Consider the following 18,290-nt stretch of genomic DNA (forward strand, 5'->3'; position numbering starts at 1 on the left):
GATGATGACCAGCCCGACAATCACCGGCAGCGAACCGAGATCGCCCGAGCGGACCCGGTCGAAGAACCTGCGGATGGCGCCGCCGATCCCGGCCTCGTGCTTGACGCGCACATCGGCGCGGTCGAGCTGCGGCGGCACCGGGGCCGTCTGTTGCACGTCGCTGCTCATGGGCGTGGCTCCTGGGTTTGATCCGGCCGGGCGGTCTGGGCCTGGCGGCGCTCGGCGCGTCGCGACACCGAATTGTTCGACGCGCCGGTGATGGCGCTGACCAGTTCCTGGTTCGAGGCGTCGGGCGAGAAGATGCCGTTGTTGCGGCCAAGCCGCAGCACGACGATGCGGTCGGCAACTGCGCGCACGTCTTCCATATTGTGGCTGATGATGACGACGCCGAGGCCGCGGTCGCGCACGCGCTCGATCAGATTGAGCACTTCCGCTGTCTGCGCCACGCCAAGTGCGGCCGTCGGCTCGTCGAGCAAGATGAGCTTGGGTTCGAGCAGCAGCGAGCGGGCGATCGCCACCGTCTGGCGCTGGCCGCCCGACAGCGACGCGACGACTTCGCGGACACTCGGGATGCGCGCCGAAAGCTCGTTGAGCAGCGTCCAGGCGCGCACTTCCATCGCTACCTCGTCCAGCCGCAGCGGGTTGAGCTCGCGGCCGAGGAAGATGTTGGCGACGATGTCGAGGTTCTCGCACAGCGCCAGGTCCTGGAACACGGTGGCGATGCCAAGCGTCAGCGCCGCACTCGGGTCGGCAAGCGTCACAGGCGTGCCGCGAAAGCTGATGCTGCCCGAGCTCGGCTGATGCACGCCGGCCAGGATCTTGACCAGCGTCGACTTGCCGGCGCCATTGTCGCCGACCAGCGCCACCACCTCGCCGGCATGGACATCGAGATCGATATCGGTGAGCGCCGAGACGGCGCCGAAATTCTTCGAAACGCCGCGCAGGCTGAGCACCAGCTCGCCTGTCGGAACCGGTCCGTCCGGGGTATCGATCATGCCTGGAACACCTTTCAAAAGAACCGGTTCAAGAAATCGGATGTGCGCTGCCTGGCCGCCGCGCGGGCGGCCAGGCAGCGCAGCGGGCAAGGGTCGCGGTCAGTTCCCGATGCCCAGCTTCTTGCAGCCTTCCGCGTAGCGATCGACGCAGAGTTCGGCCGCGGTGTTGATCTTCTTGTCGATGATCTCGGCCTTCAGGTTTTCCTGCGTCACCACGGCTGGCGTGAACAGCTGCGAGGGCGTGTCGTACAGTGTCATCTCGGCCTTCGGCGTCTCGCCCGAAAGCAGCTTGATGGCGATGTTGGCGGCGGCCGCAGCCACGATCTCGCTCGGCTTGGAGATGGTGTTGTACTGATCGCCGGCGATGATCAGCTGAAGTGCTGCGATCGTCGCGTCATTGCCGGTCACCGGCGGCACGGGATCGACGCCGGCCGCCTTGAACGCCGCGATGGCGCCGCCACCGGTGCCGTCATTGGCGGCGACGACGCCGAGGATCTTCGGGCCGAAGCGGGTGATCTGGCCGCCGGCCCATTGCTGCGCCTTCGGCGGCGCCCATTCCGGCGTGTCGTATTCGGCCAGGATCTGGTAGCCGCTGTTGTCGAGGCCTGCATGGATGCCCTTCTTGATCAGGCCGGCCGCCGCATCGGTCGGCGAGCCGTTGATCTGCAAGACGCCGCCCGTGGCCGGATCGACCTTCAGCGCCTTCAGGTGCTCGACCAGCGAGTCGGCGATGGCCTTGCCGATGCCTTCATTGTTGAACGAGACATAGAAGTCAGCCGGTGCTGTCGGGATCGGCCGGTCATAGGCGATGACCTTGATGCCCTGGCTCTGCGCCAGCTTCACCAGCGAGGCGGCAGCGGTCGAGTCGACCGGGTCGAGCACGATCGCCTTGGCGCCCTGCGAGATCACCGAGTTGAACTGCTGCTGCTGGCGCGAGGCGTCGGCATCGGCATTCTGGTAGAGCACCTTGCAGCCCGGGCACAGCTTCTTCATCTCGGCGGCGAAGCCGGGATAATCGTGCTGCTCGTAGCGGGTCGAGGCCTGGTCGGGCATCAGGAAGGCGACAGTGGCGTCGGTGACCTCGGCGGCCCTGGCGATCGCGGCGGTGCCGGCCAGCAGCGACAGCGCAATTGCTGCCATGCCGGCGGACTTCCCAGCGGATTTCAATGAAAGTTTGGTCATTCGGTCTTCTCCGTTTCTGGATATGGTTGTAAGAAGGTCGTTGACTGCTTTGGTGTGAAGACACGCCTCCGCCCTCGCCCCAACTGCAATTGGGAACCAGAGCCCCGGCGCCGGCCTTTCGAGCCGCGCCGACATCCTTTTTCAAGACAAGCGCTCTCCATCGCGGACCGCGTCATGCGGGCCACGCCTTCAGGCGAAAAAGTGTTGTTCCTCCCTTGGTTCCTCCCTGGCTCCTCCGTTAAGCGGCTTTGCCCGCATTGATGTTGTCGGCCAGCAGGCGCCTGAAGCGCGAGGGCGGCATGCCCTTCTCCGCCAGGAACTGCCGGTTGAAATTGGACAAATTGTTGAAGCCGACCTCGTAGCAGATGTCGGTGATCGAGGCCTGCTCGTCGCTCATCAGGATCTGGCAGGCGAGATTGATGCGCAGCCGCTTGACATACTGCACCAGCGACATGCCGGTGTGGCGGCGAAACGAGCGTGAGAAGGCGCCGGTCGACTGGCCGGCAATGGCAGCGAGATCCGCCTCGTCGAACAGCTGCGTCAGGTTCTCCCTGATATAGGCGAGTGCCTTGTTCATGCCGGCGGTCATGTAGCCCGACGGATCGGGCCGGTAGCTGGCGCTGGCCAGCAGCTGGAATTCCTGGGCGCGGCTGAGCAGGCCTGCGATCATCATGAATAGCTCGATGCGGCGCACACCCTGCGCCTGCATCATCTCTTCCATCAATGGCGCCAGCGCCTTGCTGGTGCGGTTGGAAAACAGCACGCCGCGCCGCGACGCTTCGAGCAGGTGCCCCAGCCCCGCCAGCTCCGGCAGCACATGCATGGCGTCACCGATGAAGCTCTCGGAAAACTGGATGATGCGGCCGCGCAGCGGGATCGAGCTGTCCCTGGGGATGTCGCTGACCCAATTGTGCGGCAGGTTCGGCCCGGTCAGCACCAGATTGCCCGGCTCGAACTCGCCGATGAAGTCGCCGACGAAATAGCGGCCATTGGTGAAGATCACCTGATGCAATTCATATTCGGGATGGAAATGCCAGCGCACCGTATGGAAGGGGTAGCCATGCGACCACGCCTTGAAGGACTCACCGCGTCGTATCTGGACTACTTCCAGGTCCGGTTCCATGTCCGTTTCCTCCCAGGCCGGCACGGATCGTTGCCGCGTTCGGCCCACATTCCCTAAACCGGCCGAATTGGTTTCGGCTCTGCATTTCAAGAGCCACGGTATCGGCTCATGACAACAGGCGCCACCACGATTCAGGGCAACGGATGATACTTTTTTAACCGGGAAGGGATGCGGAGAGGCGATATTCGGGCAGGAGGGGTTGCGCCAGACGTTCGAAGCCCGTCGCCTCGCTACGTCGTCTCCCTCTGGATCACCGTCGGTTCCATGAGCACCATCCGGCGCGGATGCGTGGGGTCATCGAGAAAATCGATCAGCGCGCCGATCGCCAGATAGCCGGACTCGGAAATGCGCCGCTCGATCGTCGAAAGCGGCCGAACGAGAAGCGGTGCGATATAGATGTTGTCGAAGCCGATCACCGCGCAATCCTCGGGAACGCTCAAGCCGCGTTCGCGCAGCGCCACGGTCGCCCCCATAGCCAGCATGTCGCTCATGCAGCACATGGCCGTGAAGCTGGTGCGGTCGAGCAGCGTGCGCGTGGCCACCAGTCCAAATCGATGGTTGAAGGCACCGCACTCGATCAGATCCGGATCGACTGGCAACCCGGCCTCGCGATGCGCCCGCTCGAATCCCGCCCGCCTGATTTTCGTGTTCGACGCCTGGGGGTTGCCGCTGACGAACGCAATCCGCCTGTGCCCTGCCCGGATCAGATGGCTTGCCGACAGGAAGGCACCCGTCTCGTAGTCCGTGTCGATTCGCGCAGCGAGGCAATCGAGGTCGGGAATTTCCCGGTCCATCGATACCAAGGGTATCCTGAGCCTCTCCAGGAGGTGGGCGTCAGGAATCAGATCGCTTGCGGCAAGCACGATGCCATCGACGCCGTGACTGGCGAGGAAGGTCAAATGCGATGCCTCCTTTTCGGGATCGCTGTCGGAATTACACAGGATCGTCGAATAACCCCGCTCACGCGCGGCCTGGTCGCAAGCGCGGACGAGCTCCGTGAAATAGGCATTGAGAATGTCAGGCACGATGACGCCGATGACACGCGAACTGCGGGTAATAAGCGACCGGGCGATCGAGTTGGGCGTATAATTGAGTTCCTTGACCAGCGACCAGATTTTTTCCCGGGTCTTCTCGCCTATGGAGTGGTCTTTGCGGTTGAGGACCTTTGAAACGGTTGCAGCCGATACACCAGCCTGCCGGGCGATATCTTTGATCGTCGTTGCCACATTCCCTCGCCATTTCGACGAACGATAGCCTGTCTCTGCCGCCATCGGAACATCGGCATGCGACTAGCACGGATCGCTGTTCCAAAGAAACAGGTCGCGTGATCGACAGCCTGCGCCGTGGATTTGACATAACGCATATAACTCGTTAGGTAAACGTTTACCTAAGCTAGCCCGTCGCCGTTTGCGGGACAGGCGGGTCTGCTTGGCATCAGGCGGGCCTGCAGGGTGCCGGCTAGGTCATGGGAGGACTTATGCGTTTTCGAGCCAGGGTTTGCCTGCAGCAAGAGGGGTTCTGAATGCCGGAAGCGCGGGAGCCACGCACTGCCGCCGAGCCTCCCGGATCAGGGACGCCGGCTCCAACCAAACTGTCGATCGAAAAGCTCAACGTCAGTTTCGGATCAGTAACCGCGTTGAGCGATGTCAGCCTCGATATCGCCGACGGAGAATTCGTCTGCATCCTCGGGGCCTCCGGCTGCGGCAAGAGCACGCTGTTCAATGTCGTCTCGGGCCTGCTCAAGGCAACATCGGGAAAGATCGTGCTCGACGGCCACGATGTCAGCAACCGGCCGGGCCAGGTCGGCTACATGCTGCAGAAGGATTTGATGCTGCCGTGGCGGACCGTGCTCGGCAACATTACGCTCGCTGCGTCATTGACACGCGGCGCCACCGCGCAGGATCGCGCCGAGGCGGCGGAACTGGCCAGCCGCTACGGTCTCGGCGACTTCCTCAACCACTATCCGCATGCCCTGTCAGGCGGCATGCGCCAGCGCGTCGCCATGATGCGCACTATCGCCGCCGGCCGCCAGGTGATGCTGCTCGACGAGCCGTTCGGCGCACTCGACGCGCAGACGCGGCTTGGCATGCAGCAATGGCTGCTGCAGCTCTGGCGCGACCTCAAGCGCACCATCCTGTTCGTCACCCATGATGTGGACGAGGCGATCTATCTCGCTGACCGCATCGTGGTGATGACGCCGCGGCCGGGCCGCATCGCCGAAATCCTTACCGTCGACCTGCCCAGGCCACGGCCGCTGGAAGTGCTGACGACAGACACATTCGTCGGCCTGAAGCGGCAGATCATGCAGCATCTCTACCACTGACCGATTGGGCATTGACCAATCAGGCACTGACCTCACGGCCAATAGGGAGCACGGGAATGAACACACGGTTTGGAGCGGCGGCGGGACCGTTCTTGATCTGGGTCGTGGCCATGGTGCTGATCCTGGTCGCATGGCAGGTGCTGGTCTGGGTCTCCGGGCTGCCGCCCTATGTCATTCCGCCGCCGGCGCTCGCCTTCCAGACGCTCTTCGACAACTGGCCGCGGCTCTCGGTGCTGACCGGCCAGACGCTCTATGAAACCGCGATCGGCTATGTGCTCGGCGCCCTCATCGGCTTCCTGCTTGCTCTGGCGATGGGGCAGATCCGTGTCGTGCAACGCCTGGTCATGCCGGCGCTGATCATTTCGCAGGCCGTGCCGATCGTCGCCATTGCCGCACCGCTGGTCATCATCTTCGGCTTCGGCATCACCCCAAAGCTGATCATCGTCGCTTGGATCGTGTTCTTCCCGGTTGTGGTCAACGTGCTCGATGGCCTGGCCTCGGTCGATCGCGATATGCTCAATCTGGCGCGCCTGATGGGCGGCGGTGGCCTGCGCACCTTCGCCATCGTCAAATTGCCGGCCTGCATCGGCCCGCTGTTTTCCGGCCTCAAGATCGGCGCCACCTATGCGGTGACCGGCGCCGTCATCGGCGAATGGACCGCTTCGTCCAAGCAGGGCTTGGGCACCTATCTGCTCACCGCCAACGCGCAGATGAACACGGCCGGCGTCTACGCCGCCATGCTGCTTTTGACCGTCATCGGCGTCGGCTCGTTCCTGCTCGTGTTCGGGCTCGAGGTGCTGATGACGCCATGGCGTTCGCGTTCGACCGCACCGGCATGGGCGCAATGGAACCCCCCGAGGACCACTTCGTGAACGAGCCACCAATCTGCAAATGCCAACCAACGATAACAGGAGGAGTTCAATGCATATGACCTATACGAAGATGATCTCGGCGACCGTGGGCCTGCTTGCCCTTGGCGCCGCTTTCGGCGCGGCTCCGGCCAGCGCGGCCGACCTCACCACCGTCCGCTTCGTTTATGACTGGGCGAGCGCCGATTTCGAACTGATCCCGACGCTGGTCGCCCAGCAGAAGGGCTTTTACGAAGCCGAAGGCATCAAGGTCGATGTCATCTTCCCGCCGGACTCGCAGACCACAGCGCGGCTACTCGCCGTCGGCCAGGCCGAGATCGGCTTCGAAGCCACCACCGACGTCGTCTTCGGCGCCTCCCAAGGCATTCCGATCACCTCGATCGGCCTCTACACCAAGAGCAACAATTGGGGTCTGTTCGGCCGCCCCGGCGAGCCGCTTTCGCTCGACAACCTCAAGGGCAAATCGATCGCCATCTATACCGACTCCTGGACCAAGGCGATGATGCCGTTCGTGCTCAAGGCCGCCAAGCTGACCGAGGACGACGTCAAGCTGATCATCGCGCAGGATTCCGACACCAATCTTCTGCTTGCCGGCAAGATCGACATCGCCACCAACACCGAGAACTATCTGGTGCCGCAGGTGCAGGAGACCTTGAAGAAGGATCCGACCAGCCTCATCGGTGCGGCGGCAGGCGCGCCCGATGTCCCGGTCTGGACCTATACCGCATCCACCGCCTACCTCGCCGAACACGGCGATGTCGCCAAGAAGTGGATGCGCGCCACCATCAAGGCGACCGAATGGGCCGCCGACCATCCCGAAGAAGCCGCCGAGATGTTCACCAAGGCTTATCCGGAAGGCGGCAGCCTCGCCTACAATCTCTCCGGCTGGAAGCTCACCGCCGCCCTGATGAAAGGCGATACCGGCTACATGATGCAGGAAGACAAGAACTGGCTGCCGATCGCCCAGGCGTTGAAGGACACCGACCAGATCAAGGAAGTCCTGCCGGCCTCGAAATACTACACCAACGAGCTGCTCAAGTAGGCGCAGCCTCGCCCCTCACGACAAGGGCCATCCCGACGGGGATGGCCCTTTTTACCAGTACAAAGAGAATGGACTTTCAGGCATGGCCAAGAGCAGAATTATCCTCGATTGCGACCCCGGCGTCGACGACGCCATAGCGCTTCTCCTGGCCTTTGCCTCGCCCGATGAAATCGAGATCGTCGGCATAACGACGGTCGTCGGCAACGTCTCGCAGCCATTGACCACCCGCAATGCGTTGCGCATCACCGCCATGGCCAATCGCCAGGACATTCCGGTCTATGCCGGCTGTATCAGGCCGATCATCCTGCCGCGTGAAGAAAGGGGCGCCTCGGTGCACGGCACCGACGGCCTCGGCGACCTCGACGTGCCCGATGCCACGCACGAGATCCAGGGGCAGCACGCTGTCGATTTCATCATCGAGACGATCCTGCGCGAGCCTGGCCAGATCACGCTTTGCCCGATCGGCCCGATGACCAACATTGCACTCGCGCTGATCAAGGAACCGTCCATCGCCGGCAAGATCAAGGCCATCGCCTTCATGGGCGGTGCCGCCTTCAGCCCCGGCAACACCGCGACCGATGCGGAGTTCAACATCTGGATCGATCCGCATGCGGCACAAATCGTGCTGTCTTCCGGCATTCCGATGACCATGTTTGGGCTGGACGTGACCCGCCACGCCACGTTGACCAAGGTGAGGTTCGAGCAACTCGAGCGCGACAGCAGCCCGATCATGAAAACGGCCATTGCCATGATGCGCCACTATGGCAGCGGCGACGCCAGCCTGCATGACCCCTGCGTGACGGCGTTCCTGATTGACCCGACCCTGTTCAGGGGCGTCGACGCGGTGATCGAGGTCGACTGCGATCCGTCCGGCGCCTATGGCCGCACGCGGGCGACGCTGGTCGAGAATGGCGCCGGCAAGGGCCTGCCGGTCTGCCACGTCATCACCGAGGTCGACGACACCAGGCTGTTCCAGCTCATCGATCAGCGGCTGCGGCTTTTGTAATCAGCGCGGGCAACTATCTCCCAAACCGCGCAGCCGTCCATGCCCCACCTGCCGCATTCGAATCCACCGCCGCCGCGACAAACTTCACGCCGCGCGCGCCGTCGACGATATCGGGCACCTGCGCCGCGCGCGCCGGATCGACCGCCGCACCGGAACGGTGCGCGCGGATGATGTCGGCGGCGTCGCGGTAGAAATTGGCGAAGGCCTCGATATAGCCTTCAGGATGCGCCGCCGGCATGCGCGACACGCGCCGGCTTTCCTCGGTCGAGCCATGGCCGCCGCGCACCAGCGTGCGGGTTTCCTCGCCGTAGCGGGAGAAGCGCAGTTCTTCCGGTCGCGCGCCCGACCATTCGAGCCCGGCTTTGTCGCCATAGATGCGCACGGACAGATCATTGTAGTGGCCGGGCGATGTCTGGCTGGCCAGGATCGTGCCGCGCGCCCCGCCGGTCCAGCGCATCATCACATGCGCATTGTCGTCGAGCCGGCGCCCCGGCACAGCGGTGAACAGATCGGCCGAAACCGCCTCGGCCTCGCAGCCCGAGATGAAGCTCGCCAGATTGAAGGCATGCACGCCGATATCGGCCAGCACCGCCGACTGCCCTGCCCTTGCCGGGTCGGTGCGCCACTCCGCCTGCTTCTGGCCTTCGGCATCGATCGGCTTGGTCAGCCAGTCCTGGATATACGAACCATGTACGGAGACGATCCGTCCGAGCTCGCCCGCCGCCACCATCTCGCGCGCTTGCCGCACCATGGCATAGCCGGTGTTGTTGAGGGTGACGACGAAGCGGCGTTTTTTCTCCTTCGCGAGCGCCACCAGCGCTTCGGCGTCGGCCAGCGTCGTCGACAGCGGCTTGTCGCAGATCACGTCGATGCCGGCCTCGAGGAATGCGGTGGCGATCGGTGCGTGCAGATGGTTGGGCGTGACGATGACGACGGCCTCGATGCCGTCCGGCCGCGCGGCTTCTGCCTTTGCCATGACGCGATAGTCGGCATAGCTGCGCTCCGGCGCGATGCCGATCTCGGCGGCCGAGGCCGCGGCGTTCTCCGGGTCGGAGGACAGCGCGCCGGCCACCAGCGCGATCTGATCGTCAAGGCGCATGGCAAGGCGATGCACCGCACCAATGAAGGCATTGCGGCCTCCACCCACCATGCCGACCCGCAAACGTTGGCGCGTCGATCCGTCCGATGTTGCGTAGACCATTCTTTACTCCTCCCGGCAGACCATTTTGACGACGTGCAACCCTATGACGCCGCCGGCACTTTCGAACACAATTTCCAATTTCCATATTGTAAAACGATCGTGCCGCGCTAGCCTGAAATCATGAGTGGGGCGGGCAAAACATCGGGACGGTCGATTGCCGACGAGGCGGCTACGCGCAAGCGCGGGCGCTCGCTGGCAGCACTCGGCTACATCCAGCCACAGACCTACGAGGAACTGCGCGCGGTGCTCTCTTCCGGCACGGTGCATTTCCCCAAGCGGCTGCGCCAGGTCGCCATCTTCCTGTGGCAGCATCCGAGCGACGTGGCGCTCGGCACCATCGCGCAGGTGGCGGCACAGGCCGGCGTGCAGCCCTCGACGCTGGTGCGCTTTGCCCAGATCTTCGGTTACTCCGGCTTTTCCGATTTCCAGGGCCTATTCAAGGATCACGTCAAGGGGTCGTGGCCGGAAGGACGCGGCGAGCAGCGGACCGAGGCCGAACCCAATGCTCATCTGCATTTCCTGCACGGCATGGTCGGCGCCTCCCAGGCTTCGCTTGGCCGCATCGAGAGCGGCTTCGACGTCGAGAGTTTCGAGAAGATGGTGGCGCTGCTGGCGGCCGCCGACCTGATCTACGTCATCGGCTCCAAGCGCGCCTTTCCCGTCACCACCTATCTATCGCTGACGCTCTCGCAACAAGGCGTGCGCAACGTGCTGGTCGACAATGTCGGCTCCACTGCAATCGACCAGGTCGGCTGCATCGGCAGGCAGGATGCCGTGCTGGCGGTCTCCTTCAGCCCCTACAATTCGATCACGCCCGACCTTGTCGCGGTGGCACATGAGCGCCAGGCCTGCATCGTCACCATCACCGACAGCACCTTCAGCCCGCTCATCCGGCTGTCGGACAGCTGGCTGGAAGTTGTGGAGTCCGACTTCGCCGGCTTCCGCTCGCTGGCCGCGTCGCTGGCGGTCGGCATGGCGCTGGTCCATGGCGTCGCCGCGCGCCGCACCAAATGAGGTACCACTGGCACAATTGACTATCGGGAATTGCCGTTCCATATTTCAAAAAATAGAAACTTTGTTCCGGGAGGAGGAATGGAGCTTCAACTCAACGGCAAGGTGGCGCTGGTCACCGGCTCGACGCAAGGCATCGGCCGCGCAATCGCCGAGACGCTGGCGCGCTCCGGCGCCGGCGGCCTGCTGATCACCGGGCGCGAGAAGGTGCGCGGCGACGCTGTGGCGGCGGAGCTTTCGCAATTGGGCACGCCGACAATCTTCGTCGCCGCCGACCTCGCCGACCCGGCAACCCCTGCCCTTTTGGCGCAGGCCTGCATCGACCGCTTCGGCCGCATCGATGCGCTGGTCAACGCCGCCGGCCTGACCGACCGCGCCTCCTTCCTCGATGCCGACCTCGACGACTGGGCCTCGCTGTTCGCGGTCAACGCGCGCGCGCCGTTCTTCCTGATGCAGGCGGCGATTGCAGACATGAAGAAGCGGGGCCAGGGTGGCGCCATTGTCAACATCCTGTCGATCAACGCCCATTGCGGCTCGCCGGAACTCGCCGTCTATTCCGCCAGCAAGGGCGCGCTGGCGACGCTGACCAAGAATGCCGCCAACGCTCACCGCTTCGACCGCATCCGCGTCAACGGCATCAATGTCGGTTGGACCGACACGCCGGCCGAACGCGCCATGCAGGCCGACACGCTGGGCAATGGCCCTGGCTGGCTCGATGCCGCCAACGCCTCGCAGCCTTTCGGCCGCCTGTTCTCGACGAGCGATATCGCGAACCTCGCCGTCTTCCTGCTTTCGGATGCCGCCGGGCCGATGACCGGCACGCTGGTCGACCAGGAACAGTGGGTGATCGGGGCGAACCGGTGAGCGCCATCGAAACGCTCAGCCCGGCACTGCTGGAAAGACTTCCCGCCGCTGTCCAGACACCGGCCTATCACCGCGCGGCGCTCGCCGCTGGGATGGCGCATCTCGGCGTCGGCGCCTTCCATCGTTGCCATCAGGCCGAATACACCGATGACCTCTTGTCGCTCCATTTCGACCGCTGGGGCGTGATCGGCATCAACATCCGCCCGCCCAGCCTCACTGAGACGCTCGGCCGGCAGAGCGGGCTCTACACAAGGCTCATCCGCGAGAACAGCCATATCGAGGCGCGCGTCATCGGCAGCATCCTGGAAGTGGTCGACAGCCAGGCAAGTGTCGCGCCGGCACTCGACGTTTTGTCTTCGCCTGACATCGAGCTGGTGACGATGACGGTGACCGAGAAAGGCTATTGCCAAATCCCGTCGAGTGGCGAACTCGACCTCGGCCATCCCGACATCGTCCATGACCTCGCCAACCCCGAGAGGCCACGCAGCGTGCCCGGCATCCTCGCAAAGGCGCTGGAGCTGCGCAGGGCGACGCATGGCCGGCCGCTGACGCTGCTCTCCTGCGACAACATTCCGACCAATGGCGTCATCCTGGCCAATGTCGTGCAGGCTTTTGCCGAGCGGCGCGAGAATGGGCTGGCCGAGTGGATCGAAGCCAACGCCACCTTCCCCTCGGCCATGGTCGACCGCATCGCGCCGGCGGTGACGCAGGATGATCTCGACAGCGTCGAACAGTGGTTCGGCTACCGCGATGCTGCCGTTGCCGTCGGTGAACCGTTCCGGCAATGGGTGATCGAACGGAAATTCGCCGGTCGCATGCCGCGCTGGGATCTGGTCGGCGCGACCTTTGTCGACGATGTCACGCCGTTCGAGCATCTCAAGATGCGGGTGCTTAACGGTGCCCAGACGACACTCGCCACGCTCGGCGTGCTGGCCGGCCTCGAACACACATCGGACGCCATCGCCGACCCGCTGCTGGCGGCCTTCATCAGACGCATGCTTGTCGAGGAAACGCTGCCGACACTGACGCCGGTGCCAGGCATGGATCCATCAGCCTATGTCGAGCAGAGCCTCGGCCGCTTGCGCAACACTGCCATCCGCCACCGCAACCACCAGATCGCCACCGACGGCTCGCAGAAGATCGTCCAGCGCCTGCTCAACCCGATCCGCGACCGCTTGCGCCAAGGCGAAAGCATCGCACTACTGTCGATCCCTGTCGCGGGCTGGATGGCCTATCTGATCCAGGCCTCGGAAAAATTCGGCAAACGCTGGCCGGTGTCGGACCCCTATGCCGGCAAGGTCGCCGCGATTGCCGACGCAACCGGCCGCGATGCGAAGGCACTGGTGGCCGGCATCCTTGCCATCGACACGATTTTCGACCCCGGCCTTGCCGCGAACGAGACGTTCCGCAAGGCCGTAACATCGGCGCTCGATGGGCTGCTTTCGGACGATCCGATGGCAACCGTCAGGCGCAATCTGAAACAAGCCGACACCACACGGTTGAAGCGGCCGGCTCGATCTGCATAGTACTAGTCGGTCGTGAATTCACGACCAGGGGAGGCAGTATGAAACTTGGAGTGCTCACCGCACCGTTCGCGGAGACGTCGCTTGGCGAGGTTGCCGGCTGGGCAAGCGCGGCCGGCTTCGAGGCGCTGGAGATCGCCTGCTGGCCGAAATCCTCCGGCGCCAGCCGCCGCTATGCCGGAACCAGCCATATCGACGCCGCCTCGACCTCCGCCGCGCAGGCGAAAGAAATCGTCGCTTCGCTGACCGAGAAGAACCTGTCGGTCTCCGGTCTCGGCTACTACCCCAACCCGCTGCACCCCGATGCCGCCCACCGCGACGACGTGATCGGCCATCTGAAGAAGGTGATCGTGCTGGCCGCCAATATGGGCGTGCCTGTCGTCAACACCTTCTGCGGCGGCGATGCTTCGAAGACCGTCGACGTCAACTGGCAGGAGGCGCTCAAGGTCTGGCCCGAAATCGTCGCCCATGCGCGCGAGCATGGTGTAAAACTCGCCTTCGAGAACTGCCCGATGATCTTCAGCTATGACGAGTGGCCGGGCGGGCACAACATCGCCTATTCGCCGCAGGTCTGGCGCCGCATCCTCGAAACCTGGGGCGGCGATGTCGGCATGAATTTCGACCCGTCACACCTGGTTTGGCAGATGATCGACCAGGCCCGCTTCATCAGGGAATTCGGCGCCTACATGCTGCATGTCCACGCCAAGGACCTGATGATTGATCGTGATGGTTTGTATGAGCGCGGAATCCTCTCTTCCGGCATAGGCTGGCAGGTGCCGCGCATGCCGGGGCTGGGCGATGTCGACTGGAGCGGCTTCTTCTCCGGCCTCTACCGTGCCGGCTATGACGGGTCGGTCATCATCGAACACGAGGACAGGCGATTTGAAGGCAGCGAAGACCAGGTCAAGCGGGGTTTTCTGCTCGCCCGCGACATGCTGCGGCCCTTCGTCAAATGACGGCACAAATGCATGTCGCCCAAACCGACATGCATGACAAGAATACAGGTCGGCAACGACATGTGGAGGACAACGACTTGAAGCGCAGCGCCTGAATCACTTTCCAAGCAATGCGCTTCAACGACTTGGAACTGAAACTGAAAAACAATGTGGAGGAAGTCTGAAATGAAGAAAATCCTGACCATGGTCCCGCTGCTTGCGGGTGCTGCCTTGCTGGCCTCGGTGGGCGTCTCGGCAGCCGCCGGCAAATACACGATCGGCATCTCCAACACCGTGCAGGGCAATGGCTGGCGCGAGGAGATGGTCTGCGCCATGAAGGCACAGGCGCTGGCGTCCGGCGAGGTCGCCAAGCTCAACATCGCCCACCGCAACACCGATGCCGCCGGCCAGTTGGAAGATATCCGCAACCTGATCAGCGCCAAGGTCGACGCCATCGTCGTCAACCCGGCCGATCCGGCCGGCATCAAGGCGGGCCTGGAAGAAGCCACCAAGGCCGGCATCGTCGTCGTTGCCGTCGACCAGGCGGTCACCGAGCCGTCGGCCTACATCATCTCCAACAACCAGGAACAGTATGCCTATCTCGGCGCCAAATGGCTGTTCCAGCAGATGGGTGGCAAGGGCGACGTGTTCTACATGCGCGGTGCCGCCGGCGCGTCCGCCGACTCTGACCGCGACAAGGGCTTCAAGAAGGCGTTGGCCGAATTCCCCGACGTGAAGGTCGCGCAGGAAGTCTTCACCGGCTGGCAGCAGGACCAGGCCAAGCAGCAGATGCTGTCCTTCCTCGCCACTGGCACGCCGATCAACGGCGTGTGGACCTCGGGCATCGACAACGTCATCGTCGACGCGCTGGTCGAGTCGCAGGCGCCGCTGGTGCCGGTGGTCGGCGCCGACAATGCCGGCTTCGTCGGCCAGCTGAGCTCGGTCAAGGGCCTCGTCGGTGCCGCGGTCACCAACCCCGGCTCGATCGGCGGCGCCGGCGTGACGCTCGCCCTGCAGATCCTCGACGGCAAGAAGCCGGCCCAGCAGACCGTGCTGGTCGAGCCGCAGCTGTGGGAGAACGCCACCGAGGAAGGCAAGGCCAAGCTGAAGGCCGCCGCCGACCCGTCGCTGAGCCCCGAATGGCCGGTCTCGATCTCGATCCCGGACTGGACGACATATACGAAGGAGCAGATCGTGGCGTGCAAGGGGCCGGGGGAATAAGTCTCCGATAGCCCTGCCTCACAAGGCGGGGAAGTCACATATGGGAAGGCCCCCTCACCCGGATTGCCAACCGAATTGCGAAGGGCAATTCGGGGCAATCCGACCTCTCCCCGAGGGGAGAGGAGCCGGCACGAGCGCCAGCCTCTTCTCCCCCACGGGGAGAAGGTGGACGCGAAGCGGCCGGATGAGGGGGCCTCTCCACACGCGATAGCCCTGCCTCATGAATCGAGAACCCCACGATTTGACCAGCAACCCCCTCCTCGACGCATCAGGCGTCGCCAAGAATTACGGCGCGGTTGCGGCCCTTCGCAACGCGTCGCTGTCCGTCCTGCCCGGCGAGGTGCACGCCCTGATGGGCGCCAATGGCGCCGGCAAGTCGACGCTGGTGAAGATCCTGACCGGCGCTATTTCTGCCAATGCCGGCCGCATCCTGATCCGTGGCGAGGCGCGCGACATACGCTCGCCCGCCGCCGCGCGCCGCGCCGGCCTGCTGCCCGTCTATCAGGAACCATCGCTGATCCCCGATCTCGATGTGCTGTCCAATCTGCGGCTGACCGGCACGCCGGTCGAGCCGTTCCGCGCCTGGGTGCGCGAACTCGGCATTCCCGACCTCGATATCCGCGACACCGCGCGCGACATCCCGCTGGCCGTGCTGCGCGTGCTCGATCTGGCGCGCGCGCTGGCCGTCGAGCCCGACGTGCTGCTGCTCGACGAGATGACCGCCGCACTGCCCGCCAACCTCGCCGAAAAGGTGCTGGAAGTGGTGCGCCGCCAGGGCGATGCCGGCCGCGCGGTGATCTTCATCTCGCACCGCTTCGTCGAAATCTCGGCACTGTGCGATCGCGCCACCGTGCTGCGCGACGGCGAGACCGTCGGCGTCGTCGACATCGTGCCCGGCGTCGAGGAAAAGATCGTCGAGCTGATGCTCGGCACCCGCATCGTCAAGACCCATGTCGCCGCCCGCAGTGCCGCCCAGAAGGCAGCGCCCGCCCCTGCCCAACCCAGGCTTGCCGTGCGCAATTTGCGCGTCGGCACCAAGCTCAACGACGTCTCCTTCGATCTCGCCGACGGCGAGGTCGCCGGCGTCGTGGCGCTCGAAGGCCAGGGCCAGGACGAGCTGTTTTCCGCCCTTGCCGGTTCGATCCGGCCATCGGGCGGCACCATCGAAGTCGACGGCAGCCCCGCAAAATTCTCGCACCCGATCGACGCCATCCGCGCCGGCATCGCCTATGTGCCGGGCGACCGTGCCGAAGCGCTCGCCATGCAACGCTCGGTGCGCGAGAACATCGCGCTGCCCTTCAGTGCGGCGCTGCGCAACTGGGGGCCGATCAACATGCGCCGGGAGCGCGCCAAGGTGGTCAGCGCCATCGAGCGGCTGCAGATCGACACCCGCGCGCAAGGCGAAGTGCAGCGCCTGTCCGGCGGCAACCAGCAGAAGGTGACGATCGCCCGCTGGATCGCGGCAGACGCCCGCACCATCCTGTGCTTCGACCCGACGCGCGGCATCGATGTCGGCACCAAGCAGGAGATCTATCATCTGGTGCGCGAGCTCGCCGGCCACGGCAAGTCGGTGCTGTTCTACACCTCGGAACTCGAAGAGGTGCAGCGTGTCTGCGACCGCGTCATCGTCATCTTCGGCGGCCGCGTCGTCGACATCTTCCCCGTCGAGGAGGCCGACGAGCCGGCGCTGATGCGCGCCGCCTACGGCCTGCCGCGCGGCGCCAAGGCCGATATCGGCATTCTGGCCGATCCCCAGTCCCCGTCTTCGGGGACGAACCCATGAGCCATTTCCTGCGCCGCCAGGGCTGGGTATCAGGCCTGTTCGCCCTCTTCGTCGCCCTGTTCATCATCACGAAACTGATCCAGCCGGCCTATGGCAGCGGCGATTTCGGCTCGCTCGCACGCGCCGTTTTGCCCTACGCCTTCGCCGTCGCCGCGCAGACCGTGGTGGTCATCGCCGGCGGCATCGACCTGTCGGTCGCCGCCATGATGGCGCTGACCAGCGTCACCGCCGCCTCGATGATGGCCGGCGCCTCGGAAGAATACGCGCTGTTCGTGGTGCCCTTCGTGCTCGCCATGGGTTTCGTGCTCGGCGCCGTCAACGGCATGCTGATCGTCGTCACCCGCGTGCCCGACATCGTCGTCACGCTGGCCACCCTGTTCGTGCTGCAGGGTGCCGCCCTTCTGGTGCTCGACGCGCCGGGCGGTGCCGCCGCCGAATGGCTGAAGGCGCTGATCTCGGGCACCGTGCCGATACCGGGCCTGCCCGACGGCATCGACGCCTGGCTGCCCAAGGCGCTGCTGGTGCTGATCGTCTGCCTCTGCATCGTCTGGATACCGCTCAGGCGCTCGCGCCTCGGCCTCTCCATCTACGCCATCGGCTCGAGCGAGTTGGCGGCGTTCCGCTCAGGCGTGCCGGTCAAGCGCACCCGCATCATCGCCTATGCGCTGTCGGGCCTGTTCGCGGCGATGGGCGGGCTGGCGCTGACCATGAGCACCGGCATTGGCGCCCCCATCCCCGGCCCCTATCTGCTCGCCAGCGTCGCGGCGGTGGTGCTCGGCGGCGTGGCGCTCGGCGGCGGCAAGGGCGGCCTGCTCGGCCCCATCGTCGCCGTCTTCGTGCTGCGGCTGGTGCGCACTGATCTGACGCTGCTCGCCATCGACCCCAACGTCACCGCCATCATCGAAGGCGCCATCATGGTCGCCGTGGTGATGTTCGGCGCGTTTATTACGATGCGGGGGCGGCAGTGATGGGTGCGATGATAGTGCCCTTTGCGAGGCAATCGCGTGTGAAAGGCCCCCTCATCCGGCCGCTTCGCGTCCACCTTCTCCCCGGTGGGGAGAAGAGAAGAGCATCGACGCCGGCATCCTCCTCTCCCCTCGGGGAGAGGTCGGATTGGCCCGAATTGCCCTTCGCAATTCGGTTGGCAATCCGGGTGAGGGGGACTTTGCGCCGATGCGATCTCTCTGTCCCCACCCCATCGCGAACCGGACC

Annotated in this window: 16 protein-coding genes and 1 pseudogene; 11 read left to right on the top strand and 6 right to left on the bottom strand. The window is 64.6% G+C overall.

What is annotated here, in order from left to right:
• The 5 genes and pseudogenes from EN993_RS16920 to EN993_RS16940 form a co-directional block, all read right to left on the bottom strand.
• A pseudogene (locus EN993_RS16920) lies at positions 1-168 on the bottom strand (sugar ABC transporter permease); the annotation flags it as partial.
• The gene (locus EN993_RS16925) at positions 165-995 is read right to left on the bottom strand and encodes an ATP-binding cassette domain-containing protein (protein ID WP_109660779.1); all 831 of its coding nucleotides are present in this window, start codon (positions 993-995) and stop codon (positions 165-167) included. The gene EN993_RS16925 and the pseudogene EN993_RS16920, both read right to left, overlap by 4 nt.
• Before the next feature lie 99 nt (positions 996-1,094).
• Positions 1,095-2,177 (bottom strand): sugar ABC transporter substrate-binding protein, encoded by a 1,083-nt coding sequence (locus EN993_RS16930; protein WP_109660777.1) that lies wholly within the window; start codon positions 2,175-2,177, stop codon positions 1,095-1,097.
• Between the two features lie 238 nt (positions 2,178-2,415).
• Positions 2,416-3,300: an AraC family transcriptional regulator gene (locus tag EN993_RS16935; RefSeq protein WP_109660775.1), complete on the bottom strand. Its 885-nt coding sequence runs from the start codon at positions 3,298-3,300 to the stop codon at positions 2,416-2,418.
• Positions 3,301-3,530: 230 nt separating this feature from the next.
• The gene (locus EN993_RS16940; RefSeq protein ID WP_109660773.1) at positions 3,531-4,571 is read right to left on the bottom strand and encodes a LacI family DNA-binding transcriptional regulator; all 1,041 of its coding nucleotides are present in this window, start codon (positions 4,569-4,571) and stop codon (positions 3,531-3,533) included.
• Positions 4,572-4,822: 251 nt separating this feature from the next.
• Here EN993_RS16940 and EN993_RS16945 point away from each other — a divergent pair, with 251 nt between their 5' ends.
• The 4 genes from EN993_RS16945 (at position 4,823) to EN993_RS16960 (ending at position 8,540) form a co-directional block, all read left to right on the top strand.
• Complete coding sequence (locus EN993_RS16945) at positions 4,823-5,623, top strand: ABC transporter ATP-binding protein (RefSeq protein WP_109660771.1); 801 nt, start codon at positions 4,823-4,825, stop codon at positions 5,621-5,623.
• Positions 5,624-5,679: 56 nt separating this feature from the next.
• Complete coding sequence (locus EN993_RS16950; RefSeq protein ID WP_206532379.1) at positions 5,680-6,495, top strand: ABC transporter permease; 816 nt, start codon at positions 5,680-5,682, stop codon at positions 6,493-6,495.
• A 49-nt stretch (positions 6,496-6,544) separates the two neighbouring features.
• Positions 6,545-7,534 (top strand): ABC transporter substrate-binding protein, encoded by a 990-nt coding sequence (locus EN993_RS16955; RefSeq protein ID WP_164757686.1) that lies wholly within the window; start codon positions 6,545-6,547, stop codon positions 7,532-7,534.
• 82 nt (positions 7,535-7,616) lie between these two features.
• On the top strand, positions 7,617-8,540 hold the full coding sequence (locus EN993_RS16960) for a nucleoside hydrolase (RefSeq protein ID WP_109660766.1): 924 nt from the start codon (positions 7,617-7,619) through the stop codon (positions 8,538-8,540).
• A gap of 13 nt (positions 8,541-8,553) precedes the next feature.
• Here the strand turns inward: EN993_RS16960 and EN993_RS16965 are convergent, their stop codons facing one another.
• Positions 8,554-9,741: a Gfo/Idh/MocA family oxidoreductase gene (locus EN993_RS16965; RefSeq protein ID WP_109660764.1), complete on the bottom strand. Its 1,188-nt coding sequence runs from the start codon at positions 9,739-9,741 to the stop codon at positions 8,554-8,556.
• Between the two features lie 120 nt (positions 9,742-9,861).
• Between EN993_RS16965 and EN993_RS16970 the strand changes: the two genes are divergently transcribed.
• The 7 genes from EN993_RS16970 to EN993_RS17000 all read left to right on the top strand — a co-directional run bounded on the left by EN993_RS16970 (position 9,862) and on the right by EN993_RS17000 (position 18,046).
• On the top strand, positions 9,862-10,755 hold the full coding sequence (locus EN993_RS16970) for a MurR/RpiR family transcriptional regulator (RefSeq protein ID WP_126069747.1): 894 nt from the start codon (positions 9,862-9,864) through the stop codon (positions 10,753-10,755).
• 78 nt (positions 10,756-10,833) lie between these two features.
• Positions 10,834-11,616: an SDR family oxidoreductase gene (locus EN993_RS16975; RefSeq protein WP_109660760.1), complete on the top strand. Its 783-nt coding sequence runs from the start codon at positions 10,834-10,836 to the stop codon at positions 11,614-11,616.
• Positions 11,613-13,142 (top strand): mannitol dehydrogenase family protein, encoded by a 1,530-nt coding sequence (locus EN993_RS16980; protein ID WP_127264244.1) that lies wholly within the window; start codon positions 11,613-11,615, stop codon positions 13,140-13,142. Before EN993_RS16975 ends, EN993_RS16980 begins: the two co-directional genes overlap by 4 nt.
• A gap of 38 nt (positions 13,143-13,180) precedes the next feature.
• On the top strand, positions 13,181-14,095 hold the full coding sequence (locus EN993_RS16985; RefSeq protein WP_127264246.1) for a sugar phosphate isomerase/epimerase: 915 nt from the start codon (positions 13,181-13,183) through the stop codon (positions 14,093-14,095).
• Between the two features lie 165 nt (positions 14,096-14,260).
• Positions 14,261-15,295: an ABC transporter substrate-binding protein gene (locus EN993_RS16990; RefSeq protein WP_127264248.1), complete on the top strand. Its 1,035-nt coding sequence runs from the start codon at positions 14,261-14,263 to the stop codon at positions 15,293-15,295.
• Positions 15,296-15,536: 241 nt separating this feature from the next.
• Positions 15,537-17,078 (top strand): sugar ABC transporter ATP-binding protein, encoded by a 1,542-nt coding sequence (locus EN993_RS16995; RefSeq protein WP_127264252.1) that lies wholly within the window; start codon positions 15,537-15,539, stop codon positions 17,076-17,078.
• Positions 17,075-18,046, top strand: a complete 972-nt coding sequence (locus tag EN993_RS17000) for an ABC transporter permease (RefSeq protein ID WP_127264250.1) — start codon at positions 17,075-17,077, stop codon at positions 18,044-18,046. Before EN993_RS16995 ends, EN993_RS17000 begins: the two co-directional genes overlap by 4 nt.
• Positions 18,047-18,290 lie beyond the last annotated feature (244 nt).

Origin of the sequence: Mesorhizobium sp. M7D.F.Ca.US.004.01.2.1, from assembly GCF_003997785.1 — a bacterium.
GTDB lineage: Bacteria > Pseudomonadota > Alphaproteobacteria > Rhizobiales > Rhizobiaceae > Mesorhizobium > Mesorhizobium loti.

Coding starts and splice junctions, on each gene's coding strand:
- EN993_RS16925 (WP_109660779.1), bottom strand. CDS start 995: ATGATCGATACCCCGGACGGACCGGTTCCGACAGGCGAGCTGGTGCTC.
- EN993_RS16930 (WP_109660777.1), bottom strand. CDS start 2,177: ATGACCAAACTTTCATTGAAATCCGCTGGGAAGTCCGCCGGCATGGCA.
- EN993_RS16935 (WP_109660775.1), bottom strand. CDS start 3,300: ATGGAACCGGACCTGGAAGTAGTCCAGATACGACGCGGTGAGTCCTTC.
- EN993_RS16940 (WP_109660773.1), bottom strand. CDS start 4,571: ATGGCGGCAGAGACAGGCTATCGTTCGTCGAAATGGCGAGGGAATGTG.
- EN993_RS16945 (WP_109660771.1), top strand. CDS start 4,823: ATGCCGGAAGCGCGGGAGCCACGCACTGCCGCCGAGCCTCCCGGATCA.
- EN993_RS16950 (WP_206532379.1), top strand. CDS start 5,680: ATGAACACACGGTTTGGAGCGGCGGCGGGACCGTTCTTGATCTGGGTC.
- EN993_RS16955 (WP_164757686.1), top strand. CDS start 6,545: ATGCATATGACCTATACGAAGATGATCTCGGCGACCGTGGGCCTGCTT.
- EN993_RS16960 (WP_109660766.1), top strand. CDS start 7,617: ATGGCCAAGAGCAGAATTATCCTCGATTGCGACCCCGGCGTCGACGAC.
- EN993_RS16965 (WP_109660764.1), bottom strand. CDS start 9,741: ATGGTCTACGCAACATCGGACGGATCGACGCGCCAACGTTTGCGGGTC.
- EN993_RS16970 (WP_126069747.1), top strand. CDS start 9,862: ATGAGTGGGGCGGGCAAAACATCGGGACGGTCGATTGCCGACGAGGCG.
- EN993_RS16975 (WP_109660760.1), top strand. CDS start 10,834: ATGGAGCTTCAACTCAACGGCAAGGTGGCGCTGGTCACCGGCTCGACG.
- EN993_RS16985 (WP_127264246.1), top strand. CDS start 13,181: ATGAAACTTGGAGTGCTCACCGCACCGTTCGCGGAGACGTCGCTTGGC.
- EN993_RS16990 (WP_127264248.1), top strand. CDS start 14,261: ATGAAGAAAATCCTGACCATGGTCCCGCTGCTTGCGGGTGCTGCCTTG.
- EN993_RS17000 (WP_127264250.1), top strand. CDS start 17,075: ATGAGCCATTTCCTGCGCCGCCAGGGCTGGGTATCAGGCCTGTTCGCC.